Source organism: Arenibacter troitsensis, assembly GCF_900177645.1.
Classification (GTDB): Bacteria; Bacteroidota; Bacteroidia; order Flavobacteriales; family Flavobacteriaceae; genus Arenibacter; species Arenibacter troitsensis.
This window is the reverse complement of the sequence record NZ_FXAO01000008.1, coordinates 130,633-142,844: the sequence shown is the minus strand read 5'-3', so window position 1 is coordinate 142,844 and position 12,212 is coordinate 130,633. Positions and strand designations below refer to the sequence as shown.

Annotated in this window: 9 protein-coding genes; 6 read left to right on the top strand and 3 right to left on the bottom strand. The window is 39.3% G+C overall.

Going from position 1 to position 12,212, the window contains the following annotated elements; genetic code table 11:
• Positions 1–43: 43 nt before the first annotated feature.
• Together B9Y87_RS17630 and B9Y87_RS17625 are read right to left on the bottom strand one after the other, a co-directional pair.
• On the bottom strand, positions 44–769 hold the full coding sequence (locus B9Y87_RS17630; protein ID WP_085500291.1) for a hypothetical protein: 726 nt from the start codon (positions 767–769) through the stop codon (positions 44–46).
• A gap of 4 nt (positions 770–773) precedes the next feature.
• A complete protein-coding gene (locus B9Y87_RS17625) occupies positions 774–1,355 on the bottom strand; it encodes an RNA polymerase sigma factor (protein WP_085500290.1) in 582 nt (193 codons plus the stop codon).
• 313 nt (positions 1,356–1,668) lie between these two features.
• Here B9Y87_RS17625 and B9Y87_RS17620 point away from each other — a divergent pair, with 313 nt between their 5' ends.
• The 6 genes from B9Y87_RS17620 to recG all read left to right on the top strand — a co-directional run bounded on the left by B9Y87_RS17620 (position 1,669) and on the right by recG (position 11,517).
• Entirely contained in the window at positions 1,669–2,685 is a 1,017-nt protein-coding gene (locus B9Y87_RS17620) for a hypothetical protein (protein WP_085500289.1), read from the top strand.
• A gap of 165 nt (positions 2,686–2,850) precedes the next feature.
• Positions 2,851–3,417: a hypothetical protein gene (locus tag B9Y87_RS17615; protein ID WP_085500288.1), complete on the top strand. Its 567-nt coding sequence runs from the start codon at positions 2,851–2,853 to the stop codon at positions 3,415–3,417.
• Between the two features lie 114 nt (positions 3,418–3,531).
• Complete coding sequence (locus tag B9Y87_RS17610; protein WP_085500287.1) at positions 3,532–4,554, top strand: hypothetical protein; 1,023 nt, start codon at positions 3,532–3,534, stop codon at positions 4,552–4,554.
• 179 nt (positions 4,555–4,733) lie between these two features.
• Positions 4,734–6,686, top strand: a complete 1,953-nt coding sequence (locus tag B9Y87_RS17605) for a PKD domain-containing protein (protein ID WP_085500353.1) — start codon at positions 4,734–4,736, stop codon at positions 6,684–6,686.
• A 30-nt stretch (positions 6,687–6,716) separates the two neighbouring features.
• The gene (locus B9Y87_RS17600) at positions 6,717–9,245 is read left to right on the top strand and encodes a CHAT domain-containing protein (RefSeq protein ID WP_085500286.1); all 2,529 of its coding nucleotides are present in this window, start codon (positions 6,717–6,719) and stop codon (positions 9,243–9,245) included.
• A 172-nt stretch (positions 9,246–9,417) separates the two neighbouring features.
• On the top strand, positions 9,418–11,517 hold the full coding sequence (recG, locus tag B9Y87_RS17595) for an ATP-dependent DNA helicase RecG (protein ID WP_085500285.1): 2,100 nt from the start codon (positions 9,418–9,420) through the stop codon (positions 11,515–11,517).
• An 18-nt stretch (positions 11,518–11,535) separates the two neighbouring features.
• Here recG and B9Y87_RS17590 read toward each other — a convergent pair whose 3' ends face one another.
• On the bottom strand, positions 11,536–12,132 hold the full coding sequence (locus B9Y87_RS17590) for a hypothetical protein (protein ID WP_085500284.1): 597 nt from the start codon (positions 12,130–12,132) through the stop codon (positions 11,536–11,538).
• Positions 12,133–12,212 lie beyond the last annotated feature (80 nt).

The window sequence follows — 12,212 nt, the reverse complement described above, 5'->3', positions numbered from 1 at the left end:
AATGCCTTGGTATTGCCTTTTTAAATTAATTATGGCCTTAGGTCTATAATTTTTTGAGCAGGGTTTGGGCCTTATTATACTCATCGGCCGATGGTGGAATTTCAACCAAAACAAGCTTACATTTATTGTAATTCTTTTGTTTTAGAAGTCCCAAAGCTTTTTGCCATAAGGCCTCATTTTTATAAACCGAGCTGCCAGAGGCCACTTCGTCCAAATCTTTGTAGGCGTTCTGATAGTTCCCGGTTTCAGTTTGGGCTATTCCTCTATACAACAACAATTCCTGATTGTTGGGGTCATTACCCAATAGCTCATTTAAATAAGCCGTAGCCTCTTCAAATGACTTGTTGTTGAAGGCGTTCTCTGCTTTTTTAGCCATTGGGTCGCCACTACCTCTCTGAACCAATGAAATAGTTGGATAGGTTGCAAAATCAGTATACTGCGGCTGATCATTATCCATAAGAAAAAACCCTCCAATAGTGATCAACATGACAATTGCGGCTGCGTACTTCCAAATTTCAGTCTTGTAGCCCGAGGACGTTTTTTTGGTAAAATGCTCCTCGCTAAGGTTTTTGAGATTATTTTCGAAGGCGTTTAGGTCTTCTTGGTCGGAGTACTTTTCAGACAGGAAAACGGAAGTTTCCTTGTAAGCTTCAAAAGATTCCTTAAAAGAGGTATCATCCAACAAACGCGCCTCGAAGGCTTTTTTAGCTTCCGAATCAAGGGTGTTGTCTAGATATGCTTCGTATAGTTCCAAATCCAATTCGTTCATGATTTTAGGCTTTTAGGTTTTTATATTCCGGCGATTCCTGTACCATTCGCGTCAACTCTCCTATGCACAAGGATTTCTTTTTTCGGGCATAGGCATAGGTTACCCCAAGTTTTTGAGCTACCTCCTCCATAGATTTTATTTCGAAAGTTGCTTTTAATAGGTCTTTGCAGGCGTCTCCTAGTTTTTGAAACATGAGATCGAACACCAACTTCTTTTGTTGTTCAATATCAAATTCATCCGCTAGTTGCAGCGCATCGTCATTAATAGATACAACCTCTTCGTTTATTGTTACCTCCTTTAAAGAACTTTTTTTGATTTCGTTCAACCATCGCCGTTTACAAAGCAGGAAAAAATAGGCATCGAACGGACAGGTCAACTTTAATCCTTTATGTTTGGCTTGTTTGTAAATTGCAACCAAGACCTCCTGGACAACATCTTTTGCGGCATCCTCATTACCACTATTTTTAGTGATATACCCCACCACCTTTGGTACAAACCTGTCGTAGATGCTTTTGATCACCAACGGACTATTCATCAATAAACCCTCTATGTACTTCTGATCGGGATGGGTACTGGATCCTGCCATGAACTGAAAATTTTGCCTAAAATAAGAAAACTCTGGGTTCCTTTCTTGTAAAACAAAATATCAGCTACATAAAGCTTCCATAACCCCAGCTATTCTTTTTCTGGCTCCTTAAAGGTGTTGGCTGATGTTGTCCTAGGAAATTAGCTAATAATTAATAATGAAGGATCCTTGGTATCATCAAATAACGCCTCGCATCCTTCATTAGAACCTAATAAAATGAAAATATTTTCATCCAATGGGGTAACAAAATACAAAGCACATTGATATAAGGGTGAACAATCAAAAAATTCATCCTTAACGAAAAATAATAATCATGAAAAATTCAAAACAAATTTTAGGACTTTTTTTAATGACAGCTGCATTGATGACAAGTTGCCATAAAGATGATAATGGAGATAACGATATTGACGTAACAATTGAACGGGCTTCTCCCCAAGCTTTTACAGATCTTAAAGCTACGGCCATAGAAAATCTAACACAGACATTTCAAATAGATGTTGATGGTTCCGGAACTTTTACGACCGAAAAGGGTGTTGAGATCACTATCAACGGAAGCTGTTTAGCCAATAATGGCAATGCCGTTACGGGTATGGTAGATGTAGAGGTAATAGAACTTTTTGACAGAGGTACTATGCTGGCCACCAATAAAACTACTATGGGTCTTTCTCCAACCGGAGGCAAGGAACTTTTGGTTACAGGAGGGGAATTCTTTATTGAAGCTACCCAAAATGGACAGCCGTTACAACTTATTTGCCCCATGCAAGTTCTCGTACCAACGGCACTTACCGGAGGTGATGATACTGGAATGACTTTATGGGACGGGCTTATAGGCATGGATTGTGCCATAGAAACCGGATGCGACGACGTTACTTGGGTAGAGCAAAAGCGTGATGGTCAAGGAGCGGGTATAGACATTGGTCAGGGTGCTGCAGGGCAATCATTATATGTAGCCTTCTTTAATAATTTCGGTTGGACCAACGTTGACCGTTTTTGGAGCGACCCTAGACCCAAGACCAAGTTATGGGCAGCGGTACCTGAAGGTTTTGACAATGGGAATTGTGCGCTGTACCTGTCCTATAATGGGGAGGCAGGATCACTTGCCAACTTGGACGCTTACGACTCTGAGACCGGATTATTTTCTGAGCATACCGGTATTATTCCAATTGGTCTAGAGTGTCATGTCATCTTCGTTAGTGAAGACAACGGAAATTGGGTATATGCTATAAACCCCGTTACAATAATTGCAGATGGCACCATAGTTATCGAAGAAAGCGACTTGAGCACGACCACCGAGAGCCAATTGATAGCCATGATAAACGGTTTGCCATAACTGGAACATGGTAAAATGAAAGGATGATATCCTCTAACTCATCCCTTGTTTATGTGCAATACACAGAAAAACAAAATTAGTTCTATAGATAGGGTAACAAAAACAAAGGGCTGTTGATATAGAATTATAAAACAATAAATAATATAAATTTTAAAATAATCTATTATGAAAAAATTGATGCTAATATTAGTTCTTGGAACTGTGTCCTGTACTCCAGATGACGGTGATCCCACAGTGTTTTGTGATAATTCCACTTCCGACTTTCAAACACTCTATCAAAATACGATCATTGCCGGTCATTCGGACAATGTAACTTACGACACTGAAATACACGAATATACTTTTATGCTAAGTGCAACCCAAGAAGTATGCGAAATTGGGTACCAAAGTCAACCCGGTATAGCCAATACACCATATGTTATAGAAATAGTGGACAACACTACAACAAATACCATTTACACGGGTTCCCATATTTTCTCGTCTACCGGAACTTCTTATGCCACTCCTTCTGCTACCATTAACCTAGTAGCAGGAACCTCCTACACTATAAAACGAATTCAAACCAATTGGGGGAACAATATTGGGAATACTATTGGACGATTGGCTACGACAAACACCATGAGCTTTCCCTATACATATGGTATAATGACGATTACAGGTTCAAAATTTCATCAAAACGGTGGACCGGCCATCGACTTTGGTGTCCCCTATATTGATATAATCTTTAAATAAACCCATTATAAAACAGTTTTCAAAAAAAAATTAGAAATCAGGGGTAACAATACTGAAGCCCTCTTGATATAAGGATGTAAATCATTAAATAAACATATCTTAAAATAATCAATTATGAAAAATACTAGAAAATTATTCGGAATGATAGCAATAGCGGTTATAACATTGACCAGTTGTTCAAGGGAAGAAGACGATCAAACAGACGAACAGGGAATTCCGTTTCAAGCGGCCACACCTCAGGCATTTGCTGGCCTGAAAGCGGATGCCTTGGCAGAATTGACCCAAAATTTTCAATTCGACGCCTCAGAAACGGGAGTTTTTACGACCGAAAACGGGACCCAAATAAGCATTAATGGTAATTGTTTAACAAAAAACGGAAATGCCGTTACCGGACAGGTAGCTGTTGAGATCGTGGAACTTTATGACAGGGGCAATATGTTGTTGACCAATAAAACAACAATGGGCAGAATGGACGACGGAGGGAAAGCAATATTGATTTCCGGCGGAGAATTTTATGTCAATGCCACCCAAGGAGGCGAACAATTGAATTTAGGTTGTAATATGCAGGTAATAATTCCTGTTGATTTAACGGGGGGTGCCGATAACGCAATGTCCTTGTGGAAAGGAACCATAGGAGAAGATTGCGATAGTACCGTGGGATGTGACGATATAATTTGGGATGAAATTCGTGATGATGAAGGAAATATGCCTGGTATTGAAATCGGTAAAGGCATAACACAGGGAGACGCCTATTATACCTTTTTTCAAGAATTTGGATGGACCAATGTTGATCGTTTTGCAAGTGACCCTAGACCAAAAACAGGACTGTTGGTTGATGTGCCAGAAGGTTTTAATGATGAAAATAGTGCTGTTTATATCTCCTATGATGGAGAGCCAAATGCCCTGGCCTTTTTGGATAAATATGATGAAGATCTAGAATTGTTTACGGAGCACTATGGTCAAATACCTATCGGATTGGAAGCTCATGTCATCTTTGTTAGTGAGGATAACGGAAACTGGTTATATGCCATAAAAGCCGTAACCATTGTGGACAACGGTACAATTACCTTTAATTTAACGGAAACGGCAACTACATCGGATTCACAACTTAAGACCCTGATCAACAATTTGCCTTAAAAGTAAGGTGTACAATATTTGTTGATTTAGTTTTAAATTATATTTCAAGAATGGTGGCCGAAATACGGTCACCATTCTATAATTGCTTAATTCCACAAAAGAATTTTAACATATACCAAAGAGTTATAGAAAACGTTAGGTAGATGGGAGTTTTAAATGTTAAATCCAATTTCGCTCCAATGCAAAAACAACTCACATTACTTTTCCTATTATTTTACGGATCGATTATCCACGCCCAAGAACCGGTTGCCAAAGACACTGTAGTGCGCTACGCCAATATTGGCTATGATGCCAATGGCAATGAGGTATCCTTTCTCTCCGATACCCCACCATTACAACAAATAGCAGGGGCACCAAAGGCTTTTTATAGCTATTATTGGGAGTTTGGGGATGGCACTTATAGTACCGAAAAGAACCCGAAACATACCTATAAAAAAACAGGTAGCTATGAGGCAAAACTCTGGGCAACCAACAATTACGACACAGGGAAACCACCGGCTACCAGACCCAAAAAAGTGGTCATTAACGAAATTACAAAGACGGTAGACGATCTGGCTACCATGACCGACGATTTTATGTTGAAACGCAATCGTGAACCAATGATAGATGAAGAAATGGTCATGATTGTAAGCTATAAGAACACTAACAACTACTCCTCTTCAGGGAATATCCATTTGTTTTATAATGAAATGGCTTTTAAGAACGATAATTTCTTAGAACCGGAAATTAGATTGCACCATGGTGAAACTTTGATTCCTACGGATGTAATGGTCTACAATAAGGACCATAATCCTACAAATACCTTTTTGACTTCAATAGAAAATGAACTGGTTTCTTATAGCGTCCAGCCACAGGATTCTACAAAGAAAACCAACCTTCCACTAAGTATGGAAGAAGCCAAACAGCTATACCGCTCTCAAAAATCCATTTCATTCGAGAATATGCAGCCAGGCGAAGAAAGAAACTTATTTTTGACCATGCGTACCGCTCCGGAAATGATCAAGGATACCAGTGCCATTATTTCCGTTAGAGGTATTTATGTGCCAGATAATAATTATGGTGACCACACTGTGAAAGATATGGAAATGGAAATCGTGACCTCACATGATCCCAATAAAATGTCATCGAACGGGGTATTGATGAACTACCGTTTGGTACGCTTTAAGACCTTGAAATACAAAATCAAATTTCAAAATAATGGGGATGGGCCGGCAAGGACCATCCGATTGGAAACGGATATTCCAGACATGTTGGATATGTCTACCTTGAAATTGGAGGACCAATATCCGGCCTGCCCTATTTGTCCTAAAGAACCTGTGCGTTACAGTTGTTTGGATACCACTTTTCTGAAGAACAAGGCTATTTTCACCTTTAAAAATATTTATCTCCCTGGAACGGAACAGAAAAATGTACAGGAAAAAGATTCTACCAAAGGATTTGTAAAATACAGCATCCGTTTTGCACAAGACTTTCATAAGCAGAAAACAAAGAGTCGGACTGCGATAATTTTTGATAAAAATGAACCTATTATAACCAATTATGCAACTACCCGTTTTACACCAGGTATTTCTATCGGGATCAAAGCAGGATATAATTATTATCCCAAGGTAGAAAATGCACAGAGCTATTTTCTAAGTGCCGTAGTTTCGCCATACAAACCTTACCGTTTCTATGGACAGGCCGAATTCAGTAATAGTTTTAATGCCAGTACAAGTACCACAAGTATGGACCAAATAGTTGACGACCCAAGAAATGGAAGCATACAGTTACAGCGTACCATTACCGCTATCGAACAAAAAAGTGTGAATTGGGAGGTACCTGTTTTACTTCGATATAATATTAATAATTACCTTGGTATTGGTGCAGGTGTGCAAACTAATATTAATGTGAGCAATACGACCCATAACAATGTTACCGTTGAATATTACGAAGGTGATTCGGATCAGTTTTTAATGGATAGCAAGACCGATGCCAGTTCCGAGAGGGAATCCTTTACCAATTGGAGAACGGGTATATTGCTGGATTTTACAGCAGGATTTTCCCGATTGGGACCAAGTTTAGGTGCACGATATGTTATGAACAATATAACAGATTTCAACTACTGGCAACTCTATGCCCTATGGCGTTTCTAATTGAAAAACCTTAGAAAAATATTCGTCTATATGGTTTGGGCACTTTCCTTCTGGAGTTCGGCCCAACTTTCTGCGGATGAACTTTACAAGGAATTGGACCATCTTGTGGCAAAGCCAACGATTAAAAATCTCCAAAGACTTGAAGGTTATTGCGATAAATTCAACTTAACTGTCAAATCTTCCAATCAACAGCTTGCCTTGGTTATAGCCAGAGCTAATCTTGGATATTATTTCGAAAGATATGGGGACCTTTCCAAAAGTATCGACAACTATGAAGATGCCTATCATCGTTTCAAATCCAACCAATTATCGGATTACAATATTTATGAAAATGTAGCAGTGCCTTTAGCTGCTATTTATATCCGCCAAGGCGACTATTTAAAGGCTGAAGAATTGTTGATTCAGTGCGCTTCCCATGCCAAAAACACTGCAAATAATTCCTTGATGTACAACACTGTACTCTCGCTTTCTGCCCTATACAATTCCACATCTAGATACGAAAGGTCATATTTATTGATCAATGAAACCTTAAAAAAGAAAGGCATTCCTCCTGGTATCGCTGCAGCCTTAAAGAACAATCTAGCTACCTCGTATTTTAGGGCCGGTGATTTTGAAAAGGCAAAACAACTGCTTTCTGAAATACAAGTATTGGCAGGGATCGATCTTGTTAACACCTATAAAAGTCTTGCCTATATAGCGCTCAAGGAGGCTAAAGCTGAAGAAGCCATGGAATATTTTGAAATGGCCAAGTCAACACTATCGAATAAAGAAAACGTATCCGCAAGGGACTGGGTAAACTTATTGGTGGAAGAGTCAGAATTATTATTGGAATTGGGTTATACCCTTGAAGCCCAAAACACCTTGCACAAGGCTTTATCCGTAATGCTTCCCTCCCATTCTGGTCAGGTCCTTCCCGATGAAACCATTTTATATCCGGAGCGTAATTTTCTGCGCATTTTTGATATCTATGCGGCTACAACTGAAACAGTAAAGGATGCCTTGCGGGCATATGATCTGGCATTTTATGTGGCCAATTTAATTCAACAGGACTATAGCTCCCAGGAAACCAAAATTATACACCAAGGGGATATAAAGCATCGCACGGAAAAATGTTTAAACCTAATCTGGAAGCACTATTCTGACAGCACTGATACAGATTGGGCCGAAAAGGCCTTTGCCTATGCAGAACAAGGAAAGGCTTCGGTATTGATGGAAAAAATGGTGCTTAATGGGCAGCAGAATGAAAAAGCCAGTACATTGGTAAACCTCCAAAGCAAACGTGATAAGATTACCGATCAATTATTACGGGCGCAATTCAAAAACTTGGATGACAATATATTGGACACTTTCATTTCCGAATTGGCAGATATTGACAGGCAAATTAAGAAGGTGCGCTCCAATTTACCTAAAATGCTTCGGACGGAACTAAATTTAGTTGAATTGCAACAAAAGTTGAAATCTGATGAAGCGGTACTTCAATCTTATTTTTTGGGTGAAAAAACTAATTATCATTTTACAATAGATAATTCAGGAATAAGAATGTACCGACTCCCTGATATTGAAGAATTGTCCCCTTATATTTCAAAATTCGTAGATCTATTTGATAGTCCCGAAGGCATAAATAATAATGTTCCCAACTTTACTAAATCTGCCCATGAGTTATTTGAGTTGCTACAATTGCGGTACGCCCTGAATAATAACCGCCTAGTGTTGATACCGGATGGACTACTTAACTTTCTTCCTTTTGAATCACTTTTGACCGAACCCGCAGAAGGAACAATATTTTCCAAAATGCCCTTTTTGGCCGTATCGGAAAAAGTAGCATATGCGGTAAATGCCCAACATTATCTAACTTCAAGATCGACAGGTAAAATAAAATCGGTTTTAGGAATTTTCCCCATTTTTAGAGGAAGTCCCGAGGAATTATCGTATTCCGAAAAAGAAGCAAAAGCACTCGGGGGCACAATGTCGACAGAATTGGTTATGGAGTCCCAGGCCACCAAAAGCAATTTTATAAAGAAAACGAAAAACCATGACCTAATTCATTTGTCCACCCACGCCGGTAGTGGTGACTTTATAATTCCTGCCTTTGTACAATTTTATGATGATCTGCTATATCTACCAGAACTTCACAGTTTGGATATGAGTGACAAGACTATCGTTTTGAGCGCCTGTGAAACCGGAATAGGTAAACTCCAAAAAGGGGAAGGAGCCATCAGTGTAGCCCGTGGTTTTCAGTATGCAGGTGCTTCCTCTGTACTTTTTTCGCTTTGGAAAGTAAACGACCAGAGCACAGCCTCACTAATGTCGCGATTTTACAAATCCCTATCAACTACAGCATCCGTATTTGCATCGAATCATGCAGCAAAGCTGTCTTATCTACGGGATGAAAATGTACCTAATTCTAAAAAATCGCCCTATTATTGGAATGCTTTTGCCTATTATGGAGCCCTTGATTCCTATGACGAGACCAACAACACTTTTTGGTGGTGGAGTACTTCATTACTTTTTGTCGGATTCCTAGTAATAGTATTTGGCTTCAGGAAAAAACGAGATTGAAGTATGGATGGTTTACCTTTTCTTTTAAAAACATATAATATAAACCCATACTTGCAGTTGTTTGAGGGAACTGCTATTTTAGTCTGATCAAATTTAGGGTCGTTAAATCCGGTCGTCTTTTCTTACTTTGCAATAAAAGTTGATAGGACTTCTTATAATTAAGTATATCCCAATGAATTCCAATGTACTACAAACGCCTATTGTCTACCTGAAAGGCGTTGGTCCCAACCGTGCTGAGACCTTACAATCGGAGCTTGGAATACACACCTATCAGGATCTTATAAATCTTTTTCCCAATCGTTATATAGATAAAACACAATATTATAAAATTGGGCAACTGCAACGAACCAGTTCCGAGGTTCAAATTGTTGGAAAGATTGTCAACATTAAAACCGTTGAACAAAAAAGGGGAAAACGATTGGTAGCCAAATTTATAGATGATACCGGAGAAATGGAACTCGTCTGGTTTCGGGGGCAAAAATGGATCAGGGAAAATCTGAAGTTGAACATTCCTTATGTTATTTTCGGAAAGGTCAATTGGTTCAATGGCTCTTTCTCGATGCCACACCCAGAAATGGAATTGTGGGAAGACCATGAAAAGGGCTTAAAAATATACATGCAACCCGTTTATCCTTCCACCGAAAAATTGGCCAATAAGGGGATAACCAATAGGGTGACCAACAAACTTATTCAACAATTATTTTTGGAGACCAAGGGCCGGTTTAAGGAAACCCTATCCCCTGGCCTTATTAATGAATTAAGCCTTATTTCTAAAGGAGAGGCACTTTTTAATATCCACTTTCCAAAGAATCAGGAATTATTGGCCAAGGCGCAATTTCGGCTGAAGTTTGAAGAATTATTTTATATCCAAATACAGTTGATTTCCAAAAATTTAATGCACAAACAGAAAATAAAGGGATTTAATTTTGAGAAGGTCGGAACCCTTTTCAAAACCTTTTATGAGCATCATTTGCCATTTGAACTGACCAATGCCCAGAAAAGGGTCATTAAGGAAATTAGGTCCGATCTGGGCAGTAATGCCCAAATGAACAGATTATTACAGGGCGATGTTGGGTCTGGGAAAACCATTGTGGCACTTATGACCATGCTCCTTGCTATAGACAACGGTTACCAAGCCTGCCTAATGGCCCCAACGGAAATACTGGCCAACCAACACTTTATGGGCATAAAGGAGCTACTTGGAGATATAGGCGTTAACATAGCCCTACTTACTGGGTCTGTTAAAAAAACGGCACGGAAGATAATCCATGAACAGTTGGAAAATGGGGAGCTCCATATATTAATTGGGACCCATGCCTTGCTGGAGGATAAGGTGGAATACAAAAATCTTGGGCTTGCTATTGTGGATGAACAGCACAGATTTGGTGTGGCACAACGCGCCAAGTTATGGCACAAGAATGATGTTCCGCCCCATATTTTGGTGATGACCGCTACCCCTATTCCCAGAACCTTGGCAATGAGTTTATACGGCGATTTGGACATTTCTACCATAGATGAGCTTCCCCCGGGAAGAAAACCCATAAAAACGGTCCACAGGTACGATTCCAACCGCTTAAAGGTATTTCAGTTTATAAGGGACGAAATTAAAAAGGGGCGACAGGTCTATGTGGTTTATCCCTTAATTCAGGAATCCGAGGCTTTGGACTATAAAGACCTTATGGATGGTTATGAGAGTATAGCAAGGGATTTTCCTATGCCCGATTATCAGATTTCCATTGTACATGGTAAAATGAAACCTGCTGACAAGGATTATGAAATGGAACGATTTGTTAAGGGTGAAACACAGATCATGGTGGCCACAACGGTAATAGAGGTAGGCGTAAATGTTCCCAACGCCTCGGTAATGATCATAGAGAGCGCCGAACGTTTTGGGTTGTCCCAACTTCACCAACTAAGGGGAAGGGTTGGTCGCGGGGCCGATCAAAGTTTTTGTATTCTTATGACGGGACACAAATTATCCTCGGATTCAAAAACCAGATTGGAAACTATGGTAGGCACCAATGACGGATTTCAAATTGCCGAAGTGGATTTAAAGCTACGTGGCCCGGGGGATTTAATGGGTACCCAACAAAGCGGAGTTCTTAATCTAAAAATAGCCGATATCGTAAAGGATAACGATATTCTTAAGACAGCCCGGTACCATGCCCTTAAAATTTTGAGGGAAGATATTAGCTTGCAAAAGCATCCGGTTATACTTCATGCCTATACGCAACTGGTGAAATACAAAAATATTTGGAATTATATTAGTTGAGATTGCCGATAAAATTGGTCAATTGGTTTTATTACGGTTTTTAGGGGGCTTGCACTCCTTGCAGTAATCTGAATATGCCTTAAGTTCACTTTTCACCGCTTCATGTTCTTTTGTCAATACTTCCTGATTGTTGCCAAAATCAGTTTCTGAATAGACCCTTGAACTGATCTTGTTGCGTTCCGCTATCATTTTATCAAAATAGGGTTGAAAAAAGGTGGCATCCGAAAAGGTTTTTTTGTTTTCGAATAGTTCCTTTCTAATTTTTCTGGCATAAAGCTCAGAGAGATCAAAATCAAATTTAACTAGATCCATTAGTCTTTCCGCAGCCAAACTATCGGGAGCCATTATCACTGCGGCATCCCTGTGAAAGGTGCAACTCACCTTGGAATTGAAGTTCTTTGTAAACATAAACTCAACGTTGGACATTTGATATTCAAAATCCAGTATAACACCAGAATGTACCAACTCTTTGTCTATATCCTCATTAATGGAAGTTTTGGCGCCTTGGAAATCCTTAATGTTAAAGGAGTAATCCGGCTCCCATTCAATGCTATTTACCTGTGAAAACAGGCCATTGGTAAGTATTAAGAAAAGTAATGATAATCTAAATGACATATAATGGTTTACTATGGTGTACAATCAATCTATTTTTGTTGATTGTTCGTTTTTATTAATAATAGTAAATATAATAAATC

What these genes read in the sequence shown, in the direction of transcription:
- recG (WP_085500285.1), top strand. Translation starts at nt 9,418, where the DNA reads ATGAATTCCAATGTACTACAAACGCCTATTGTCTACCTGAAAGGCGTT.
- B9Y87_RS17625 (WP_085500290.1), bottom strand. Translation starts at nt 1,355, where the DNA reads ATGGCAGGATCCAGTACCCATCCCGATCAGAAGTACATAGAGGGTTTA.
- B9Y87_RS17605 (WP_085500353.1), top strand. Translation starts at nt 4,734, where the DNA reads ATGCAAAAACAACTCACATTACTTTTCCTATTATTTTACGGATCGATT.
- B9Y87_RS17610 (WP_085500287.1), top strand. Translation starts at nt 3,532, where the DNA reads ATGAAAAATACTAGAAAATTATTCGGAATGATAGCAATAGCGGTTATA.
- B9Y87_RS17590 (WP_085500284.1), bottom strand. Translation starts at nt 12,132, where the DNA reads ATGTCATTTAGATTATCATTACTTTTCTTAATACTTACCAATGGCCTG.
- B9Y87_RS17620 (WP_085500289.1), top strand. Translation starts at nt 1,669, where the DNA reads ATGAAAAATTCAAAACAAATTTTAGGACTTTTTTTAATGACAGCTGCA.
- B9Y87_RS17630 (WP_085500291.1), bottom strand. Translation starts at nt 769, where the DNA reads ATGAACGAATTGGATTTGGAACTATACGAAGCATATCTAGACAACACC.
- B9Y87_RS17600 (WP_085500286.1), top strand. Translation starts at nt 6,717, where the DNA reads ATGGTTTGGGCACTTTCCTTCTGGAGTTCGGCCCAACTTTCTGCGGAT.
- B9Y87_RS17615 (WP_085500288.1), top strand. Translation starts at nt 2,851, where the DNA reads ATGAAAAAATTGATGCTAATATTAGTTCTTGGAACTGTGTCCTGTACT.